Origin of the sequence: Sphingopyxis microcysteis (assembly GCF_012274265.1) — a bacterium.
Lineage (GTDB): Bacteria > Pseudomonadota > Alphaproteobacteria > Sphingomonadales > Sphingomonadaceae > Sphingopyxis > Sphingopyxis microcysteis.
Genome location: NZ_JAANYY010000002.1, coordinates 26,991 through 47,359 on the forward strand (window position 1 = coordinate 26,991; position 20,369 = coordinate 47,359).

At 65.0% G+C, this 20,369-nt stretch carries 15 protein-coding genes; 12 read left to right on the top strand and 3 right to left on the bottom strand.

Annotated features, from left to right (window positions below; all coding sequences use genetic code 11):
- Positions 1–31 precede the first annotated feature (31 nt).
- Positions 32–2,482 (top strand): TonB-dependent receptor, encoded by a 2,451-nt coding sequence (locus G9408_RS00125; protein ID WP_168452182.1) that lies wholly within the window; start codon positions 32–34, stop codon positions 2,480–2,482.
- A gap of 8 nt (positions 2,483–2,490) precedes the next feature.
- The gene (locus G9408_RS00130; protein ID WP_235957418.1) at positions 2,491–3,435 is read left to right on the top strand and encodes an oxygenase MpaB family protein; all 945 of its coding nucleotides are present in this window, start codon (positions 2,491–2,493) and stop codon (positions 3,433–3,435) included.
- Positions 3,436–3,439: 4 nt separating this feature from the next.
- Here G9408_RS00130 and G9408_RS00135 read toward each other — a convergent pair whose 3' ends face one another.
- Both G9408_RS00135 and G9408_RS00140 read right to left on the bottom strand, forming a co-directional pair.
- Positions 3,440–4,282, bottom strand: a complete 843-nt coding sequence (locus G9408_RS00135) for an FAS1-like dehydratase domain-containing protein (RefSeq protein WP_168452183.1) — start codon at positions 4,280–4,282, stop codon at positions 3,440–3,442.
- Positions 4,283–4,290: 8 nt separating this feature from the next.
- Positions 4,291–5,454 carry an acyl-CoA dehydrogenase family protein gene (locus tag G9408_RS00140; protein WP_168452184.1) on the bottom strand — a complete coding sequence of 388 codons (1,164 nt, stop codon included), beginning with the start codon at positions 5,452–5,454 and terminating at the stop codon, positions 4,291–4,293.
- Positions 5,455–5,593: 139 nt separating this feature from the next.
- Here G9408_RS00140 and G9408_RS00145 point away from each other — a divergent pair, with 139 nt between their 5' ends.
- The 10 genes from G9408_RS00145 (at position 5,594) to G9408_RS00190 (ending at position 19,393) form a co-directional block, all read left to right on the top strand.
- A complete protein-coding gene (locus G9408_RS00145; RefSeq protein ID WP_168452185.1) occupies positions 5,594–6,391 on the top strand; it encodes an autoinducer binding domain-containing protein in 798 nt (265 codons plus the stop codon).
- Positions 6,363–7,358 (top strand): alpha/beta fold hydrolase, encoded by a 996-nt coding sequence (locus G9408_RS00150; RefSeq protein ID WP_235957419.1) that lies wholly within the window; start codon positions 6,363–6,365, stop codon positions 7,356–7,358. Before G9408_RS00145 ends, G9408_RS00150 begins: the two co-directional genes overlap by 29 nt.
- A 311-nt stretch (positions 7,359–7,669) precedes the next feature.
- Positions 7,670–10,051: a TonB-dependent receptor gene (locus G9408_RS00155; protein ID WP_168452186.1), complete on the top strand. Its 2,382-nt coding sequence runs from the start codon at positions 7,670–7,672 to the stop codon at positions 10,049–10,051.
- A 50-nt stretch (positions 10,052–10,101) separates the two neighbouring features.
- Positions 10,102–11,859 carry an LVIVD repeat-containing protein gene (locus G9408_RS00160; RefSeq protein WP_168452187.1) on the top strand — a complete coding sequence of 586 codons (1,758 nt, stop codon included), beginning with the start codon at positions 10,102–10,104 and terminating at the stop codon, positions 11,857–11,859.
- Positions 11,860–11,927: 68 nt separating this feature from the next.
- Positions 11,928–12,845, top strand: coding sequence for a hypothetical protein (locus G9408_RS00165; protein ID WP_168452188.1), 918 nt, complete (start codon positions 11,928–11,930; stop codon positions 12,843–12,845).
- A 17-nt stretch (positions 12,846–12,862) separates the two neighbouring features.
- Positions 12,863–13,546, top strand: a complete 684-nt coding sequence (locus G9408_RS00170; protein ID WP_168452189.1) for a fumarylacetoacetate hydrolase family protein — start codon at positions 12,863–12,865, stop codon at positions 13,544–13,546.
- A gap of 110 nt (positions 13,547–13,656) precedes the next feature.
- Positions 13,657–15,285 carry a thiamine pyrophosphate-binding protein gene (locus G9408_RS00175; protein ID WP_168452190.1) on the top strand — a complete coding sequence of 543 codons (1,629 nt, stop codon included), beginning with the start codon at positions 13,657–13,659 and terminating at the stop codon, positions 15,283–15,285.
- The gene (locus G9408_RS00180; RefSeq protein WP_235957420.1) at positions 15,282–16,724 is read left to right on the top strand and encodes an aldehyde dehydrogenase family protein; all 1,443 of its coding nucleotides are present in this window, start codon (positions 15,282–15,284) and stop codon (positions 16,722–16,724) included. The genes G9408_RS00175 and G9408_RS00180 overlap by 4 nt, the downstream gene beginning before the upstream one ends.
- A gap of 10 nt (positions 16,725–16,734) precedes the next feature.
- On the top strand, positions 16,735–17,985 hold the full coding sequence (kynU, locus tag G9408_RS00185; protein ID WP_168452191.1) for a kynureninase: 1,251 nt from the start codon (positions 16,735–16,737) through the stop codon (positions 17,983–17,985).
- 22 nt (positions 17,986–18,007) lie between these two features.
- Positions 18,008–19,393 (top strand): amino acid permease, encoded by a 1,386-nt coding sequence (locus G9408_RS00190; protein WP_235957421.1) that lies wholly within the window; start codon positions 18,008–18,010, stop codon positions 19,391–19,393.
- Here the strand turns inward: G9408_RS00190 and G9408_RS00195 are convergent.
- Positions 19,345–20,337 (bottom strand): LysR family transcriptional regulator, encoded by a 993-nt coding sequence (locus G9408_RS00195; protein ID WP_168452193.1) that lies wholly within the window; start codon positions 20,335–20,337, stop codon positions 19,345–19,347. The genes G9408_RS00190 and G9408_RS00195 overlap by 49 nt on opposite strands.
- Positions 20,338–20,369: the final 32 nt, after the last annotated feature.

Sequence of the window (20,369 nt, forward strand, 5' to 3'; positions counted from 1 at the left end):
TCGCGACAAGTCGTTTGAGGGAGGATGAGTGATGAAGGCATTTCGTATCGTTCTGGCGGCCAGCGCCGCGACCGGCATTGCGCTGTCCGTGCCAGCGGTCGCCGCAGAGGAAACCGCAGCGGACGCCGTTGCGGCAGAAGGCGAGATCATCGTCACCGCGCAGCGCCGCGCCGAATCGATGAACGATGTCGGCATGGCGATCCAGGCAGTCGATGGCGCGACGCTGGAAAATCTGCGCGTCACCGACCTCCGCGACCTGACGAGCGTTGCACCCAGCTTCACAGTATCGCAAAGCTATCAGGGGGTGCCGACCTATACGCTGCGCGGTATCGGCTTCAACACGATCAACCTGTCCGCAACCTCGACCGTCGGCACTTATGTCGACGAGGTCGCCTATGCCTATCCGATCATGAACACCGGGCCGGTGATGGATCTGGAGCGGGTCGAGGTGCTGAAAGGGCCGCAGGGGACGCTGTACGGCCGCAACACCACTGCGGGGCTAATCAATTTTATCACCGCCAAGCCGACCGACAGCTTTGACGCCAGCATCAGGGCCGATCTGGGGAACTACCAGACCTACAATATCGGCGGTCATATCTCTGGCCCGCTCGGCGAGGGGATCGCGGCGCGCGTGTCGTTCCGCAGCGAGAATAGCGACAAGGGCTGGCAGGTCAGCAACACGCGCGGCGAACGGCTGGGCGAGGTCAAGAAATATGGGGTGCGCGGGGCGCTGGCAATCGATCCCGCGCCGGGGACGCATTTCGACCTGTCGGTGACCTGGTGGCGCAACAAATCGGACACCGTCGCGGGGCAGGGCATCGGCTTCACGCCCGCGACCAATCCGGCGACCGGCACCAGCAATTCGCGCTTCTTCAACGCGCCGGGGCTTGCCAATTACATCGCGGGCAATTTCCCGACCAACGCCAGCCAGGCCGACTGGGCGCCCGAAGCCAGCCGTTCGGCAGACATCGGCACGGGGCTCGGCCTCGATGGGCCGCTGGCCGAGAATAATCGTTTTTGGGGACTGAAGCTGCGCTGGGACCAGGATCTGGGCGACACGATGAAGCTTGTTTCGCTGACCAGCTATAATGATTTCAAGCGCGATGCGCTGTCCGACTGGAGCGGCGCGCCCTATGAAATTCTGCTCCAGAATACCGTCGGGCGGATCAAGAGCTTCGCGCAGGAACTGCATGTCGAGGGGGAGGCGGGAGCAGCCAACTGGCTAGTCGGTGCCTATTACGCCAACGACCGGATCATCGATTCGAACCGCACCTTGCTGGGCCAGAATGCCAATGTCGGGCTGATCCGCGCCGCCGGGGCGCCGCTGCTCGCCAGCCCGCTCTTCAACTCGGCAGGTTACACGCCGCTCCAGCTGAGCCAGGCATTTCGAACCTATGAGGATTTCGGCCGCATCCGCACCAAGACGTGGAGCGTGTTTGCCAACGCCGATGCCGAGCTGACCGACCAGCTCAAGCTGACCGCAGGCATCCGCTACACCGAGGACAAGCAGCGCTACAACGGCTGCTCGCGCGACTTCAACGGCAATATGCTGCCGAACGTCAATGTCGTGAACCGCGCGCTATACCTGCAAACCTATGGCGTCCTCGCGCCGCAGATCAGCCAGGGGCAGTGCAACACCTTTGACCCGGCAACCGGCACCTTTGGCGAGGTGCGGTCGCTGCTGAAGGAAAATAATGTCGCGTGGCGTGTCGCGCTCGACTGGTCGCCAGACGATGACACGCTGATCTATGCGTCGGTGTCGCGCGGCTATAAATCGGGGACGACGCCGATCAATGCGGCGAACCTGGCGCGCCAGAATGCACCGGTGACGCAGGAAAAGCTGACCGCGTATGAACTGGGGATCAAGGCGACGCTCGCCGATCGGCTGGTGCAGGCGAACCTGTCGGCTTTCTATTATGATTACCGCGACAAGCAGATCAGCACCTATTTCGCCGATCCGATCTACACCGCGCTGTCGCGGCTCGACAACGTACCCGACAGCGAAGCCTATGGTGTCGAGGGCGAGCTGACGATCCGTCCGGCGACGGGGCTGACGATCGCCGCCAACGCACTCTATCTCAAGACGCGGATCAACGGTTACAATGGGACCAACGCCGCGGGTCAGCCCGAAAATTTCGATGGCGCCGAATTTATCTACAGCCCCAAATTCCAGGGCAGCCTGACGTTCGCCTATGACACGCCGGTCAGCGATACGCTGAATCTGACCGGGGCGGTGAACGCGCGCTATCAGAGCCGGTCGAACACGATTTTCGAGGATATCGACATCTACAAGGTCGATTCCTATGGCACGGTCAGCGCCAGTCTGGGGTTGAAAAGCGAGAGCGGCTGGTCGGTGTCGTTGTGGGCGAAAAATCTGTTCGACAAGTATTATTGGTCGGCGGTCGCCAGCAATGCCAATGTCGTGGTGCGATTTGCCAACCCGCCGCGGACCTATGGCCTGACCGTCGGGTTCGATTTCTAGCGGGAGCGATGGCGATGACGCTGGCGATGCAGGACAATTATCTGGGGACGGCGATCGATTTCGCGGGGCCGCCGAGTGAGCCCGCCTTGCTGGCGCCCGATAGCATCCAGTGGCGGGTGTACAAGAACCCGATCGCGCTGGGGATCGGCGGCATTGCGGCGGTACTGCTGGAATTTGCCGAACCGCGCATCCGGTCGGGGGTGTGGGATCATTCGACGTACAAGGTCGATCCGATCGGCCGGTCGCGCCGCACGGGTCTGGTCGCAATGCTCGCCTGCTATGGACCCGCAAGCAGTGCCAAGGATGTGATCGGCAAGGTCAACCGGATGCACGGCAAGGTGAAGGGGGCAACCCCCGCGGGGCAGACCTATCGCGCGCTCGACCCGGTGCTGCTCGATTGGGTCGCGGCGACGGCGTCATACGGTTTTCTGATGGCCTATGACCGCTTCGTCCACCCGCTGAGCGATGCTGACAAGGATCGCTTCATGCGCGACGGCGATGCGATCGGGCGTGAATTCGGGGCGCTGCACACGCCGCCAACGGTCGGTGCCTTCATGGCGATGCTGGACCGGCTCGAACCGTCGTTCGAACCGCATCCGATCCTGTTCGAATTTCTGGACATCATCCAGTCGGGCAGGGCGGCGCCGGGGGTGCCGCGCTTCCTGCACCGCGCCATCGCGCGCGCGTCGGTTTCGCTGCTTCCGGCGCACATCCGGCAGCGGCTGGAGCTGGGTTCGGCGTTCGACCTGACGCGGCTCGACCGGATGCTGCTCGGCACCGCGGGGCGCCTCGCCGACCGCCGCGTCGATCGCAAATCGCCACCAAGTCTCGCCAGCGTGCGGCTGGGCCTGCCGCATGACTTTCTGTATCGATCGCGGGGCGAGCAACAGCGGCTGCTGGCGGCGCGCGGGCAACCCCGACACGCGGTGCAAAGCCGGCTCGCGCCGAATTAGACGATCAGTTTGTCACCTCGGCGCGTATCGTCGGGCGTCCATTGGCGTCGCGCGCCCATAGCCGCGCGCCGCCTCCCTCGCGCGCCAGGCAGAGGTCGAACGGGATGCCGTCGATCAAGGGGGCTTCGGCGCGGAAGCTGAAGCGGGTCGGCGTCAGGCCGGGCATTTCGCGCCGGGCATGGTCGATCAGCAAGGTCGCGATGAGCGGGCCGTGCACGACCAGCCCGGGGTAGCCCTCGACGTCGCGGGCGTATTCGCGGTCGTAGTGAATGCGGTGCGCGTTGAAGGTGAGCGCCGAATAACGGAACAGCAGGACGGGATCGGGCATTACGCGGCGCACTGCGTCGGCGGGTTCGGGCTCGGCCGACGGCGCGGCTGCGGGTGGCGGCGAGGCCGTCGCGGTGGTGGCTGCGGCGCGATAGACCAAATCCTGCTCCTCGCGAATCGCCGGGACGCCGTCGGCGGCGATGTCGTGCTGCAACGTCACGAACAGCAGGTCGCCGCTGGCGCCGCGCTTGGCGCGGATCGCGGCGATCGTGGTGACGCGGGTCAGCGCGGCGCCGACCGCGATCGGGGCGAGGAATTCGACGCGCCCTCCCGCCCACATCCGGCGCGGGAGCGGGACAGGCGGCAGCAAGCCGCCATCGTCGCGGCGCGGGTGGCCGTCCTCGCCGATCGCCGACTGGCGTGCGTCGGGCAGGAAATAGAGCCAGTGGCCGAGCGGCGGCACGATCGCGGGCACCGCGGGATCATGGTCGAGCAAGGCGGCAAGACCGACGAGCGGCGCCGCGGTTGCCATATCGTGCCGCGTTTCGCTGCGCCCGATCCAGTCCGAATAATCGTCCATCGCGGTCCTCAGAAACTTTTGGGCAGGCCAAGCGCGTGCGTCGCGACATGGCTCAAGATCAGGTTCGTGCTGATCGGTGCTACCTGATACAGCCGCGTTTCGCGGAACTTGCGCTCGATGTCATATTCCTCGGCAAAACCGAAGCCGCCGTGCGTCTGCACGCACATGTCGGCGGCGAACCAGCTCGCTTCGGACGCCAGCATCTTCGCCATATTCGCCTCGGTCCCGCCATCCTGTCCGGCGTCGAACAGCCGCGCCGCCTTGTCGACCATCTCGGCGGCGGCGGCGAGCTGGACATAGGCGCGCGCGATCGGAAACTGGACGCCCTGATTTTCGCCGATCGCCCGTCCGAACACCTCGCGCTGTTTCGCATAGGCGGCGGCGCGGTCGATAAAGAAGCGGCCGTCGCCGATACATTCGGACGCAATCAGGATGCGTTCGGCATTCATTCCCGACAGGATATAGCGAAAACCCTTGCCTTCCTCGCCGATCAGGTTGGCGGCGGGCACTTTGAGGTCGTCGAAGAACAGCTCGGTCGTCGCGTGGTTGAGCATCGTGCGGACCGGGCGGACGGTCAGCCCGTTACCCACCGCCTCACGCATGTCGACCAGCAGCACGCTCATCCCGTCCGACGATTTGGCGCAGTCCTCGCGCGGGGTGGTGCGGCACAGCAGGATCATCAGGTCCGAATGTTCGGCGCGGCTGATCCAGATTTTCTGGCCGTTGACGACATAATCGTCGCCGACCCGCCGCGCGAAGGTGCGAATGCGGGTGGTGTCGGTGCCTGCCGTCGGCTCGGTCACCCCGAACGCCTGAAGACGCAGCGCGCCGCTGGCGATCGCGGGCAGATAGGCGGCCTTTTGCGCCGCCGAACCATGTTTCAGCAGCGTCCCCATCGTGTACATCTGCGCATGGCAAGCGCCGCCATTGCAGCCCGAGCGATGAATTTCCTCGAGCACCGCGGTCGCCGCGCCGAGCCCCAGTCCCGACCCGCCAAATTCTTCGGGGATCAGCACCGACAGAAAACCGGCCTCGGTCAGCGTTTGCACAAATTCGGTTGGATAGATGCGGTCGCGGTCGAGCCTCTGCCAATATTCGCCGGGAAATCCTGCGCACAGGCGGCGCACCGCGTCGCGAATTTCGGGATAGCTTTGCGGCTGGGCTTCGGACATCGGCACTCGCTCTCCCTGATCGTCCGCTCAGCCTTAGGCCGACGTCATGCGGCGCGCCAAGATGAATCGATAGCGGCGGCCCTCTTTAAACGCACTGTATAATCGGGCTATGACACCGCCGCCGAGTCAGGAGGTCGCCATGTCCGAGGTCCAGTCATTCCTATCCGATCGCCGCGGCGCTTTTGGTCGGTATCTGGTGGCGCATCGCAAGCGCGACGGCCGTTCGCAGCTGGCCCTCGCGCTCGACGCCGACGTGTCGTGCCGCCATCTGGGGTTCCTCGAAACCGGCCGCGCCAAGCCCAGCGCTGCCATGGTGGCCCGGTTGGCCGCAGCGCTCCGCCTGTCGGGCATGGAACAGGATCGGTTGTTGCTCGCGGCAGGACTGGCGCCGCGTTTTGCGGACCGGGTTCGCGACACCGGGACGCTGGAGATGCGTGCCTTCGACGCGGTGTTCGCGCTGGCTGGATCGACGTCGGCGGCGCGGTCGACCGCGATTGCGGCCGAATTTTTCGGTGGGATCGGAATCGATCATTTCATCACCGGCACGCTGCGCGGTTCGCGCGCTGGTTGGGACATCCGCCGCGATGCGGGTGGCCGCCCGGCGGTCGAATGGCTCCAGCACAATGTCACGAACCGCTATCGCAACGTCGATTATCTGGTCCGCGCGACCGCGGCGCGCGACCGCGGATTTTTCTGGAGCGACATTCCGCCCGCGCTCATGAACGACGCCCAGCGCCGCATCCTGGCCGAAGCGCGCGATTTTCGGATCAACGACGGTTTTGTCCTGCCGATCCCGGTCGGCGACGGGTCGGTTCGCGCCTTTTCGTCGTGGGGCGAACGCATCGACGTCGCTACCGAGACCCGCACGGCGGCGTCGCTGGTGGCGCGGGCGCTGGTGGAAAATCTGGATGACCTCAGCCGCCTACCTGCGGGGTAGTGGCGCGGCGCATGAACCGCTGACATCGTGCGGCTCCACCGTCGAGGGGCAGATGATGAACAGGCGTGAGGTTTTTGCAGGGACGCTGGCGGGCGGCGCCGCGCTGGCGCTGGCGGTAACCGCGACGCACGCGGCACCGCGCGCGGGATCGACGAGTCCAGCGTGGGTCACGGCGCCCGACGGGACGCGCCTGTATGTCCGCAGCTGGGGAACCGGCGCGCCGATCCTCTTCCTGTCGGGTTGGGCGCTGTCGTCGGACATGTGGGCATATCAGATGGCCACGCTGTCCGAACGCGGGTTCCGCTGCATCGCTTTCGACCGGCGCGGCCATGGTCGGTCGGACGATCCGGGGCGCGGCTATGATTATGCGACGCTGGCGGGCGATGTCGACGCGGTGCTGACCGCGCTCGACGTCAGGGGCGCGACGGTGGTCGCCCATTCGATGAGCGGCGGCGAAATATTGCGCTATTTGCACGGCAAGCCGGCGGCGGGCCGGGTCGCGCGCGTGCTGTTCCTGGCGACGACGCTGCCGTGCCTCGCGGCCAAGCCCGACAATCCGGCGGGGGTTCCCGCCGCTGCCTTCGACCAGATGCGCCAGCAATTTTATCGCGATTTTCCGCAATGGATCGACAGCAACAGCGATCCGTTCGTGGTTCCCGAGACCAGCCCGCTGATGCGCCAATGGACCAAGAATATCATGCTCGGCACGTCGCTGCGCGCAGTCATCGACCTCAACCGGGCGATGACCGCAGCGGATTTCCGCGCCGACCTTCGCGCCATCGACATCCCGGCCCTGTTCATCCATGGCGACAAGGACGCCTCCGCGCCGCTTGCGCTCACCGGGCTGCCGGCATCGCAGCTGGTGAAATCGGCGCGGCTGGTCGTTTATGAAGGCGCCCCGCATGGGCTGTTCGTGACCCACATCGACCGCCTCAACGCCGATATCGAGGCGTTCGCGAAGGCCTGACTACCGTCGACCCGACGATCTTGAACGCTGACTGCGGAAACGCGCCGACGACGCTCGCGCGCAAAGACCGGCTATCTGTCCGCCATCCACACGCTCGCCGACAAAAATGCCATTGCGATCCAAGGTGATGCTACCGGGGGAGCCCGACACCCCGCCTTGCGTTATATCCAAAATCGAATATCAGACGATATACAATCTATTATATAGATATACAAACACCGGTAACGTCCAATCTGCAAATCAAACGGGCCGAACCTGGTGCTTTCCCTCTACAAGCTTGGGGCGCGGGCGGTCGTTGGGGGAGACGGACAATGAAATCAACACGGACCATGCGCGGGGCGCTTCTTGTAACGGCGGCGGCTTTTGCGGTACCGGGCCTCGCTCATGCCCAAGCGGCGACTGACGGCGCGGTCGAGGCGTCGGCGAACGACGAAATCGTCGTCACCGCTCGCAAGCGCGAGGAAAGCCTGCAGGACGTGCCGATTTCGGTTCAGGCGTTCAGCGGCGCCGCGCTGGAGCAGGCGGGGATCAAGGATTTTTCCGAAATCGCGTACCGCGTTCCCGGTCTGAAGCTGAGCGCCGAACGCGCGGTCGATACCGAATTGTTCATTCGCGGCATCGGGTCGGACATCCAGGGCGCGGGCGCCGACGGCGCGGTCGGGATTTTCGTCGATGGCGCCTATCTGTCGCGCGGTACCGGATCGCTGCTCGATCTGTATGATCTGGAGCGCGTCGAGGTGCTGAAGGGGCCGCAGGCGCTGCGCTTTGGCAAAAGCGTCGTCGGCGGCCTGATCAACTATGTGACCAAAAAGCCGGGCGATCAGTTCGAGGGGCGTGTCGAGGCGACCTATGGCAATTACGACAAGCTCGACGTCGCGGCCTCGGTACGTGGGCCGGTGTCCGACACGGTGGGCATCGGTCTGGTCGTCAGTTCGCGCAGCCATGACGGCTATGCGATCAATACGCGCGGCGGCGACGAGGAGGATCAGAATGTCCAGTCGGTGCGCGCCCAGTTGCGCTGGCAGCCGTCGGCGACGGTCGATATCAATTTGTCCGCCGATTATACGCGGCACCGCGACGGGGCGCGGTGGGTCGACGTGATCGTTCCCGGCGACAGCAATGAAGTCACGTACAACAGCTTCTTCGCGCCGCCGATTGCCAGCCTGCCCGGCTTTGTCCTGCCCGACCGCAACGCCCCGTTCAAAAATGCCAATCCCCGCAAGGGCGCGCATAATTTCACCGGCTTTCAGAACTCGGACATGTATGGGGTCAGCGGCTCGATCGACTGGGAAGCGAATGACAATTTGAGCATCGCGTCGCAGACCGCCTATCGCGATTCCTCGCTGGCGGCGCGCGAAGACGGGTCGGGGCTGTTTTTCAACTTCCCGATCGACCCGGCGACCAACGCGCCCGACGTCACCTCGGCGATGGTCGCGGGGCTCGATGTCTATCTGGCAACCGTCCCCGACAGCTATTTCGACAGCGGGAAGGCCGAAGACGTCAAACAATTCTCGCAGGAACTGCGGCTGCGCTGGGATGACGGCGGCCCGTTGCGGCTGGAAGGCGGGGTCTATTATCTCCGCGAAAATATCCGCCGCGCCGAGGATGTGAACTTCCTGTTCCCCGATTTCCAGGCGATCACCGAATTCGCCTTTTCGATGGCCTTTGGCGGCACGCCGGCGTCGCCCTTTCCAGGGTCGAACCATACGGTCACGACGTCCAAGAACGACAATATCGGCGTGTTCGGCGAGGTCAGCTACAGCCTGACCGACCAGCTGACCTTCGATGCCGGGCTGCGCTATGCCTATGACCGCAAACGCTATTCGAACAACCGGTCGGGGGAATCGTTCGAGGGCGCCCCGGTGAACTTTACCGTGACCGACAAACGCAGCTGGGACGCCTGGCTGCCCAGCGCAACGCTGCGTTTTGAACCGAACAACGACGTCACCCTCTATGCCCGCTATGCCAAGGGGTACAAGCCGGGTGGCTGGACCGGCGAGGATGCCAACACCCCCGCCGAAGCCTTGGTGTCGTTCGAGCCCGAAACCGCCGACAGTTTTGAATTGGGGGCGAAGCTGGCGCTTGCGGACCGGCGCGTGTTCGTCAACGCCGCAGCCTATTACACGCTGTACGACAATCTTCAGACCAACCAGTTCCTGTCGCCCGGCCCGGGTCTGCCGCCCGACAATTTCGTGTTCAACGCGGCGAACGGCACGCGCGCTTACGGGCTGGAGCTCGACATCCAGGCGCGACTGACCGACAGCTTCAGCGTGTCGGGCAACTATGCCTATTCGCGGTGCAATTTTACCGGCCAATTGATCATCGACGACGACGGCACCGACCTCGACGGCAACAGCTGTCGCCGCACCCCCAAGCATGCGTTCGGCATTTCGGCCAATCTGGACCAGCCGGTCAGCGACAAGATTGTTCTGATCGCGGGGAGCGATTTCCAGTATACCGGCGCCAATTTCTTCGACAATCCGAACTCGCCGCTGCTCAAATTCGACAGCGAAATCCTGCTGAACGCGCGGATCGGGGTGCGCGATGTGGACAGCAAATGGGAATTGACCGCCTGGGCCAAGAACCTGACCAACGAGCTGAATTATACCAGCAAGCTCGCGCTGTTCGGGACGATCTACGGCACCTATATTCCGCCGCGCACCTATGGCGTGACGGCCCGGTTCCGTTTCTGACGGCGCGCCGGGACCATGTTTGCCGGGATTGACGAGACGGGAGGCCGCCGATGAAACGCGCGAACAGGATCATCGGCGGCGCCGCGGCGGTCGTTGCGGGGCTGCTCTATGCCACCGCGCTGACCGCGGCGAGCGGCGAGGGCGGGCACCCGACCGGCCCCGTCAACATCGTCGATCCCTATCTGAAGGCATGGCATCAGGCGACGCCGGAGAACCCGCCAGCGCCGCCCAAGCCCGACGTCGATTATGGCATGGACCCGGCGACCGGCGCGTTCCGTCACCCGGTCGCCACCCCGCTGACCACCAATGCGCCCAATTTTTCGGGGCAACTCGATCATTGGGATCAGAACAGCTACGCCAACAATGTCGAAGTGATCGGTTTCTACCCCGGCGTGACCTCGCCCTGGCATGCGTGGGCCAGCGTCGTCGATTTCGGCGGCAAGCGGTACCTTTACACCCATGATCGCGACTATCTGCGGATCATGGACGTGACCGATCCGCGCAAGGCCAAGGTGGTGTGGTCGCAGGGCGGCGTGTGGAACAGCAAAGGGTCCAGCGAAGATTGGGACGCGTCGAAGGTCACCGACTATTTCGGCGGCGTCACCATTGCGTGGAACAAGAAACTGCGGCGCAATGTGCTCGTCGCATCCTATGAGATCGGGCGTTTCGGCCTGATGGACGACAAGCTGCGCCAGCCGGACAAGGTCGCGGCGCAGCGCAATTACAATTCGCTGAAGGGCTTTAAGGTGTTCGTGATGAACGGCCCGACCCCGGACGAATGGGACCTGATCGCGACGCGCACCACCGACTATCGGCATCCCGACGCACCGATCGGCCAGCAGCAAGGATCGGGCGCGCTCGATGCGGCGACCTGGTGGGGTGGCAGATATATGCTGCTGTCGGCGGCGCCCGACGACAGCTATGCGCTGACCGAATATCCCGACTATCTTTATTCGCCCGGCTATCAGGTCTGGGACATGGACGATCCCGCCAACCCCAAATTCGTGTCGCAGATCAGCGTGCCGGGGCAGCGGCTGGGCGACAGGGACAGCGAAGCGGCGTACCGCGCCAATCCGCGCGCGGGCAACCGCACCAGCTGGATGGGGTCGCGCAACCCGATCGTGCTGACCAAGCCGATTGAGGCCGGCGGCCAGATCGGCTTCGGCGGCATGGGCGGGCTCGGCTTTTACACCTTTGACCTTGCCGATCCCGCCAACCCGAAGACGCTCGGCCACCTCAACGTGCCGCCGAGCTATGCGGGGACCGAGTTCGACAATGTCGATGTCAGCCAATATGACCGCACCGGCTTCGTGTTCTCGAACGGCTATCCGATGAACGAGAATTGTTACGAGCCGTACAAGGATATTTTCTCGATCGACGTGCGCGATCCGGCAAGGCCCAGAGTGGCGGCGAAATTCCCGCGCCCTGTGCCGCCGCCGGGCGCCGCCTTCACCGATTTTTGCCAGCGGCGCGGCAGCTTCGGGCCGAAGCGGTCGGGCGGGCTGGGCCAACCCGAGGGCGGGCGCCAGGGGCTTGCCATTTATGCGTTCTACAACGCCGGGATCCAGATTTTCGACGTGAAAGACCCGGCGAAACCGAGCATCGCGGGCTATTTTGTCCCGCGCTTCCCGACCAAGGAGGAACTGCCCGAATATACGTTCGGCAATTCGACCTTCGCGGTCTTTACCGAATATGACCGCAACATCATCTGGGCCTTTTCGGTCAACGGGGTTTACGCGCTGTCGAGCCCGCTGCTCGGCAAGCCGCGGCTTGGTGCGCCAAGGAAAATCTGGCCGGAACGCAGTTAGAAGAACCGAAGTAAACCTCAGACGGTCACCCCGGCCTCCGCCGGGATGACGAAAAAAGGAAATCGACAATGCGCGCATGTCATGTGGCGCTGGCGGGAGCATTGCTTCTCGCCGGATGCTCGAACGCACCCGCCGAAAAGGCGGGGGAGAAACCTGCCGAGCCCGCGGGCAACAACATCCTCCACATCAGCTGGGGCGGCATCGCCGAGGCCGAGGTCGGCGAGGCGAAGCGGCATTGGTCGACCTATACGATCAACCTGGTCGACGGTGGTCCTGCCTATGGCTGGCTGTCGGACAAGAATATCCGCTTTCCGCACACGTTGAATTTTGAACTGGCGGGCAATGGCAAGATCGACGCGGTCGTGATCGACAGCCGGTTCGAGCCGGTGGTCCGCGAAGACGGGTCGATGTCGCAGACCGCCGAAGGGTCGCCGGTGCGGCGCTTTGCGTTGCTGGGGTCGACGACCGGCCCCGACGGGCCGTTCGAACTGCTGGTCGATGGCGAGGCGAAGGCCGATGCCCGGACCTTGGTCGAATTGCCCAAGCAGGGCCGTGCACGCTGGCTGCGGCTGCGCATCGACAGCAATTGGGCCGGGAGCGGCGCGACGCGCCTGTCCGATGTCGCGATCATCGGCGACGTCGAACAACGTGGCGCCGCGGCGGTGGCGGATGTCAGCGGGGTATATAGCCACGAATATGGCCCCATCATGCTGCGCCAGCGCGGCGATGAGATTCTGGGGTGCTATAATAATGGCCTCGGCACATTGCGCGGCACGATCTTTGGCCGGATCATGCGGCTCGCCTGGTTCTCGAACGAAGAGGGCAGCATCGGCGCGGCGACGCTGGTCGCGGCGAACGACAAGCTCTACGGCTTTTGGTATCGCCCCGAGGATCAGATGGGCAGCCCGTGGAACGCCGACAAGCAAAGCGGTCTCGACGGGGCCGATCTGGGCAAGTGCCGCGCGATCCTCTATCCGCCGGGCTGAACAGCAAAGGGTCCCGCATGAACACCGTCTTTTCGATCGATAACCCGTCCGCCGAAATTGCCGGGAGCGATCGTCGGTTTCCGATCCGGCGCATCTTCTGCGTCGGCAAGAATTATGCCGATCATGCCCGCGAAATGGGCGGTGATCCCGATCGCGAACCGCCCTTTTTCTTTTCCAAACCCGCTGATGCGATTGTCGCGGCGGGCGCAGATATTGTGATGCCGCCGCGCACCACCAACCTGCATCACGAGATTGAGCTGGTCGTGGCGCTGGGTGGCGGTGGCGCCAATATCGGCGAGGACGACGCACTGGCGGCGGTGTTCGGCTATGCCGTCGGCAATGATTTGACGCGCCGCGACCTGCAGGCCGATGCCAAGGCCGGGGGGCGACCGTGGGACATGGCAAAGGGTTTCGACGATAGCGCGGTGCTGTCGCCGATCCGCCCGGCGGTCGAGGTTGGCCATCCCGCCGCGGCGCGCATCTGGCTGTCGGTCAACGAAGAACTGCGCCAGGACGGGGACATCGCCGACATGATCTGGCCAGTGGCCGACATCATCGCCGAACTGTCGACTTATGTCGAACTGAAGGCGGGCGATCTGATCTATACCGGCACCCCGGCGGGTGTCGGCCGCATCGTTGCAGGCGACCGGGTTGCGGGCGGGATCGACGGCATCGGCACGATCGCCAATCGCTTCGTCTGATCGGACTATATAACCTCAGGCATATATCGAAGCGGTCATTCGGTATTATTTGTTTATGACAGGGCGGCCTAGGCCGCTTGCAGAGACAGGCTCTGTTTGAAGGATCGCGCATGAAATCGACCAATGTGGCCCGCAATGTCGTTGCGGCGCTCCGCGATATGGGGGTGCGCCATGTCTTTGGCGTGCCGAGCGGCGGCTGGGTCGATTATATGGAGGCGATCCGCACCACCGACGGCATCGACTTCGTCCTTGCCAGTCATGAGGGCGGCGCGGGTTTCATGGCCGACGTGTGCGGGCGGCTCACCGGGGTACCCGGTGTCTGTTTCGGCACCTTTGGCCCCGGCGCGACGAACCTTGCCACCGGCGTCGGCGGGGCGACGCTCGACCGGTCGCCGATGATCGCGCTGACCGACGAAATGCCCGCGCCTTGGCGCAGCCGTACGATCCAGATGGGGATCGACCATCAGGCGCTGTTCGCGCCGCTCACCAAGGCGACGATGCGGATCGAGGCCGACACCGCGGTCGATACGCTGGCCGAAGCGGCGCGAATCGCATTGTCGGGCCGCCCCGGCGCGGTGCATGTCGGGCTGCCGCAGGGAATGAGCGCGGTCGCTGTGGACGAGGCGCAGATTGGACCGGTCGCCGCCGATCCGGTGCCTGCTGCTGCCGCCGATGATGTCGCCGCGTTGGTCGCGGCTTTCACCGCGGCGCGCAAGCCGGTGCTCGCGATCGGGCTGGGCGCCGTCCACGCGCGCGTGCAGGACCGCATCGTGGCGCTGGCCGAACGCTTCGGGGTGCCGGTGCTGCTCACGCCGATGGCCAAGGGCATGGTCGCGGAAAGCCATCCCAACTATGCCGGGATATTGTTCCACGCGCTTTCCGACATGGTCGGACTGACCCATGCCGACGCCGATCTGGTCGTCGCGGTCGGGTATGACCCGATCGAGTTCAATTATGAAAACTGGATGCGCGACGGGCTGGCGCTTGCCAGCATCGATATCGCGCCGGCGGACATCGATGCTGCGCTGCACCCGGTGGTTGCCGATGTGGTCGGAGCGATCGCGCCGACGCTCGATGCCCTGCTGGCGCTGCCTGCCGATGGCAAGGGTTGGGACCTGACCGCGCTGGCCGCGCGCAAGGACGCGATGTTCGCCAAGCTTGCCGGGCGAGACGGCGCCTTTGGGCCGTGCGCGGCGCTCGACGTCCTGCGCGACGTGCTGCCCGATGACGGCATTATGACCTGCGACGTCGGCGCGCATACGCATCTGATCGGCCAGCATTGGCGTACCCCGGCGCCGGGCACCCAGATCATGACCAACGGCTGGTCGGCGATGGGTTTCGGATTGCCCGCCGCCATAGCCGCCAAGCTCTGCCGTCCGGATACGCCGGTGTGCTGCGTGCTGGGCGACGGCGGTTTCCTGATGACCGTCGGCGAACTCGCGACGGCGGTGCGCGAAAAATTGCCGATCGTCATCATCGTCTTTACCGACAATGACCTCGCGCTGATCCGTATCAAGCAGGAAAAGAAGTCGAACCCGATCTACGGCACCCCGGTGCGCGCCGAGGGAACGATCGGCGGTCCGTCGCTGTTCGGGGTTCCGGTCACCGTCGCGCGCGATCCGGCCGAGTTCCGCGCCGCGCTGGAGGCGGGCTTTGCCGCTGGTGGCCCGGTGATCGTCGAGGCATTGCTCGACAGCCGCGAATATGACGGCCTGGTGCTGCGCAAGGACAAGCCATGATGCATGTCGCGTTCGACAGCGGCCGATCGCTGTTGATCGACGGCCGCTGGGAGGCGGCAGCGGCGACGATGGCAGTGGTCAATCCCTGGTCGGGCGCGGCGCTGGCCGAGGTCGCCTGCGCCGATATAGGCCATGTCGAGCGCGCGGTGGCGAGCGCGGTTGAAGGGGCAGAGGCAATGCGCGCGCTGTCGACCGGCGCCCGCGCGCGCATCCTTCACGATACCGCGTTGGCGCTGGAAGGCGATGCAGCGCGCTTTGCTGCGGCAATCACGGCCGAGACGGGCAAGCCGATCCGCAGCGCGGCGCGCGAGGTCGCGCGTGCGGTCAACACGCTGCGTCTTTCAGCCGAAGAGGCGACGCGGCTGGCCGGCGAAACGATCGCCTTCGACAGCTTTCCGGGCGGCGAAGCGCGGTCGGGCCATTATATCCTCGAACCGTTGGGCGTCATCGCCGCGATCACCCCATTCAACGATCCGCTCAACCTGATCTGCCACAAGCTGGGTCCGGCGCTGGGCGCTGGCAACGCGGTCGTGCTGAAACCGGCGGAGCAGGCGCCGCTTGTGGCGATGATGCTCGCGCGGTTGCTGCTCGCCGCGGGGCTGCCCGGCGGGGCGCTGCAACTGCTGACCGGGCGCGGGCGCGATTTTGGCGACGCGCTGACCGGGCATCCCGACGTCGCGATGGTCAGCTTCACCGGCGGCGTCGGCGTTGGTCAGGCGATTACGCGCGCCGCGGGGATCAAGCGGCTGGCGATGGAGCTTGGCGGCAATGGCCCGGTCATCGTCATGGATGACGCCGATATTGCGAGGGCCGCCGATGCCTGCGCGGCGGGCGCCTTTGGCGCTGCTGGGCAGAATTGCATCGGCGTGCAGCGCATCTATGTCCATGACGCAGCATATGACGCTTTTCGCGATGCGCTGGTCGCACGCATGGGTCGCCTGCGCGTCGGCGATCCGACCGATCCAGCCACCGACGTCGGACCGATGATCTCGGCCGCGCAGGCCGAACGGATCGTCGCCTGGACCGCCGAGGCGGTGGCGCAGGGCGCGACGGTGCTGGCGGGCGGTGAGCGTGCCGGGACGCTGGTGCGCCCGACCCTGCTGGCGGGCGTCGCCGACGATGCGCGCATTGCTTGTGACGAGGCCTTTGGACCGGTCGCCAGCCTGTTTCGGTTTACCGACCTTGATGCCGCCATCGACGCGGCGAACCGCGCTGATTATGCCATCCACGCTGCGATCTTCACCGAATCGATCCGTCACGCGCGCCACGCGGCGCGGCGCTTGCGGGTCGCCGGAGTGATGATCAATGATTCGACCGACTATCGGCTCGACGCGATGCCATTCGGCGGCGCCGGGCGGGGCAATATGGGACGTGAAGGCGCGCGCTTTGCGATGCGCGAAATGTCCCAGACAAAGGTGATATGTTTCCATGACGCTTGATCTCGCCACAATGGCAATTCCCGAAACGCCCGACCGCGCGTGGTGCGAGGCGATGGACCGCGCCGATCCGCTGGCGCCGATGCGCGGTGAGTTCGTCCTGCCCGACGGCATCATCTATCTCGACGGCAATTCGCTGGGGGCGATGCCAAGGGCGGCGAGCGCGCGGGCGCAGGCGGTGGTGACCCACGAATGGGGTACCGACCTGATCAAGAGCTGGAACAGCGCCGGTTGGTTCGACCTGCCCGAACGGCTGGGCGACAAGCTGGCACCGCTGATCGGCGCTGACGCCGGGGAGACCCTGATCTGCGATTCGACCAGCCAGAATCTGTTCAAGGTGTTGTCGGCGGCGGTCGCGATGCGGCCCGACCGCAGCGTGCTGATCCTTGAGGGCAGCAATTTCCCGACCAATAATTATATCGCCGAAGGCGTCGCCGCGGCGACCGGCGGGCGGGTGACGGTGCGCCTGTGCGAAAAGGACGAGATTGCGGACGCGATCGACGAAAACACCGTCGCGGTCGCGATCACCCATGTCCATTACAAGAGCGGGCATGTCCACGACATGGCGGCGATCACCGCGCGCGCCCATGCCGCGGGGGCGCTCGCGATCTGGGATCTGTGCCACAGCGCCGGGGCGATGCCGGTCGACCTGAACGGTGCGGGCGCCGATTTCGCGGTCGGCTGCACCTATAAATATCTGAACGGCGGCCCCGGTTCGCCAGCCTTCCTGTTCGCGGCGAAGCGGCATCAGGGGCAGGCGTTGCAGCCGGTGACCGGCTGGTGGGGCCATGCCGCGCCCTTCGCGTTCGAACCGGGTTACCGTCCGGAGCCCGGACTGCGGCAGTTTCTGATCGGTACCCAGCCGATCCTGTCGATGGCGCTCGTCGAAACCGGGCTCGACATTCATTTGCAGGCCGACATGGCGGCGATCCGCACCAAGTCGATGGCGCTGACCGAACTGTTCATCCGCCTGGTCGAGCGTCGATGCGCGGGGCACGGATTTACCTTGGCCTCGCCGCGCGAGGCGGCCCAGCGCGGCAGCCAGGTGTCGTTCGCGCATGCCGACGGTTATCCGATCATGCGCGCGCTCATCGCCGCCGGGGTGATCGGCGATTTCCGCGCGCCCGATACGGTGCGCTTTGGCTTTACGCCGCTCTACGTCGGCTATGCCGATGTCTGGGATGCGGTCGACCGGCTGGTGACGATCATGGATCGGGGCATCTGGAAACAACCCGAACATCAGGCGCGCGACGCCGTCACATGATCAAGAATTAGGGGGAATGGCGATGGACGAACAGTCCTGTGTGGACCGCGAGGCGGGGCTCGAACGCGGGCTGACCAAGGCGCAGATCATCATGATCGGGCTGGGCGGCGCGATCGGCACCGGGCTGTTCATGGGGTCGGGCATCGCGATCGGCTACGCCGGTCCCGCGGTGCTGGTGAGCTATGCGATCGCGGCGCTGATCGCGGTGATCATGGTGTTCAGCCTGTCCGAAATGGCGGTGGTCCATCCGACGGCGGGATCGTTCGGTACCTATGCCGAAATCTATCTCGGCCCGATGATGGGGTTCATCGTCCGCTATACCTATTGGATCCAGCAGGTCTTGCTGATCGGCAGCGAAGCCGTCGCGGTCGGCATCTACATGACCTGGTGGTATCCCGACACGCCGGTGTGGATGTGGGCGATCGGCAGCGCCGCGGTGGTCGTGTGGGTGAACACCCGCGCGGTGCATAATTTCGGGTCGGTCGAATATTGGCTGACGGTCATCAAGGTGTCGGCGATCGTCGGCTTCATCATGGTCGGCCTGTCGCGCATCTTCGGGATCGTCGGCGACCCGGTGGGCCTGCACAATGTCACCGGGCTGGCCGGCGGCTTCTTTCCCAACGGCTTTTCAGGCGTGTGGATGGCAGTGCTGATGGCGCTGTTTTCCTTCATGGGGCTGGAGTTCGTCGTCGGTACCGCCAGCGAGGCGAAGGATCCGAAAACCGCAATTCCGGCGGCACTGCGTACGATGGCGGCGCGGTTGTTCCTGTTCTACATCCTCGCGCTGTTCATCATCGTCGCCTTCCTGCCGTGGACCGAATCGGGGGCGAAGGTCGTCACCGAAAGCCCCTTCGTGAAGATGTTCGCCAGCGCGGGAATTCCCTATGCCGCGGGGGTGATGAACTTCGTCGTCGCCTCGGCGGCGCTGTCGGCGATGAACACCAGCATCTATATGGGGTCGCGGATGCTGTTCTCGCTGGCGCGTGGCGGCTATGCCCCGCGCGCGCTGGGCGAATTGAACGCGCAGAAAGTGCCGATGCGCGCGACGCTGCTGACAGGTGTCTGCATCCTCGCCGCGGCGTCGGTGTCGATCCTGACCCCGCTCGCCTATAATTATCTGTTCGGGATCACGCTGTTCGGCGGGCTGTTGGTGTGGAGCACGATCCTGGTCAGCCACCTGCGGTTCCGGCGCCAGCACCGCGCCGCCGATCTGCCGGTGCAGATGCCCTTCTTCCCCTATGCGCAGCTGTTGGGGCTGGCGCTGCTTGGCGCGATCGCGGTGACGATGGCACTCGATACCGACTTTTGGCAGACCGCGGTGATTGCCGGGGTGCCGTGGCTGGTGATCGTGGCGTCGGCCTATTTTGTCTGGCGGCGGCTCTCGCCCGGACCGTTCGCGACGTCCTGATCCTGCCCCAGCTCGGCGCGGATCTCGGCGGCGACCTCGTGGACGACCGCCATGAAATAGCGCGCCGCCGCCGACAGCTCGCCATGCGCATGGGTCGTCGCGCCGATGCGCGAATTTGCCCCCTCCAATATGACGGGCAGCGCGGTCAGCCCCGCCTGACCGATGCCGACCTGATGCGGCATCGTTGCCAGCATGTCGGTGTTCATCAGCAGCGCGTGATTGGTGAGGATCGACACCGATTCGATGACGTCTTGCGGCGGCTCCAGCCCCTCGTGGCGAAAGGCGTGATCGACCTGGCGGCGGAGTGACGTCTGCGGCGGCGGCATCACCCACGCCTGGTCGACCAGATCGGCCAGCGTCAGGTCACGGCGTTGGGTCAGCGGGTGTCCTTCGCGGACCATGATCGACACGGTGTCGAGATAGAGCACCTCCTGGCGCAGTCCCTCGCGCTCGCGATATTCGGGCAGGCGGCCCAGCACGACGTCAATATCGCCGGTGCGCAGGCCCGGCATCAGGCGGTCGATCGTGCCTTCGTCAACGGTGACCGCGATCCCCGGGCGTCGTTCGCGCAGCCGCGCCAGCGCGCGCGGTAGCAGCGAGGTCGATGCGGCGAGCAATGTGCCGACATGCACGCGGCCCGACAGGCCTTCCTCCAGCGATTGCAGTTCCTCGCCCGCGTGGCGCAGCTGGGTCAGGATCAGCTTGGCATGTTTGATCATGACTTGGCCAAAGTCGGTCGGCGTCACCCCGCGCGACGACCGGTCGAACAGCTGGACGCCCAGCGCATCCTCCAGCTCCTTGATGCTCTTGGTCGCGGCGGGCTGGGCGATGTTCAGCGCCTGCGACCCTTTCAGCACCGTGCCCTCGTCGGCGATCGCGGTGAGTAGGCGCAGCTGGCGCAATTTCAGCCGACTCAGCAGAAAATTTTCGTGGAACTTTGGCATCTTGGCCCCCGGACAGCGGATTCCGATAGTTA

Excerpts from the sequence above, each read along its gene's own strand:
- G9408_RS00125 (WP_168452182.1), top strand. The coding sequence starts at position 32 with ATGAAGGCATTTCGTATCGTTCTGGCGGCCAGCGCCGCGACCGGCATT.
- G9408_RS00160 (WP_168452187.1), top strand. The coding sequence starts at position 10,102 with ATGAAACGCGCGAACAGGATCATCGGCGGCGCCGCGGCGGTCGTTGCG.
- G9408_RS00155 (WP_168452186.1), top strand. The coding sequence starts at position 7,670 with ATGAAATCAACACGGACCATGCGCGGGGCGCTTCTTGTAACGGCGGCG.
- G9408_RS00195 (WP_168452193.1), bottom strand. The coding sequence starts at position 20,337 with ATGCCAAAGTTCCACGAAAATTTTCTGCTGAGTCGGCTGAAATTGCGC.
- G9408_RS00135 (WP_168452183.1), bottom strand. The coding sequence starts at position 4,282 with ATGGACGATTATTCGGACTGGATCGGGCGCAGCGAAACGCGGCACGAT.
- G9408_RS00190 (WP_235957421.1), top strand. The coding sequence starts at position 18,008 with ATGGACGAACAGTCCTGTGTGGACCGCGAGGCGGGGCTCGAACGCGGG.
- G9408_RS00150 (WP_235957419.1), top strand. The coding sequence starts at position 6,363 with ATGACCTCAGCCGCCTACCTGCGGGGTAGTGGCGCGGCGCATGAACCG.
- G9408_RS00140 (WP_168452184.1), bottom strand. The coding sequence starts at position 5,454 with ATGTCCGAAGCCCAGCCGCAAAGCTATCCCGAAATTCGCGACGCGGTG.
- kynU (WP_168452191.1), top strand. The coding sequence starts at position 16,735 with ATGGCAATTCCCGAAACGCCCGACCGCGCGTGGTGCGAGGCGATGGAC.
- G9408_RS00130 (WP_235957418.1), top strand. The coding sequence starts at position 2,491 with ATGGCGATGACGCTGGCGATGCAGGACAATTATCTGGGGACGGCGATC.
- G9408_RS00165 (WP_168452188.1), top strand. The coding sequence starts at position 11,928 with ATGCGCGCATGTCATGTGGCGCTGGCGGGAGCATTGCTTCTCGCCGGA.
- G9408_RS00170 (WP_168452189.1), top strand. The coding sequence starts at position 12,863 with ATGAACACCGTCTTTTCGATCGATAACCCGTCCGCCGAAATTGCCGGG.
- G9408_RS00145 (WP_168452185.1), top strand. The coding sequence starts at position 5,594 with ATGTCCGAGGTCCAGTCATTCCTATCCGATCGCCGCGGCGCTTTTGGT.
- G9408_RS00175 (WP_168452190.1), top strand. The coding sequence starts at position 13,657 with ATGAAATCGACCAATGTGGCCCGCAATGTCGTTGCGGCGCTCCGCGAT.
- G9408_RS00180 (WP_235957420.1), top strand. The coding sequence starts at position 15,282 with ATGATGCATGTCGCGTTCGACAGCGGCCGATCGCTGTTGATCGACGGC.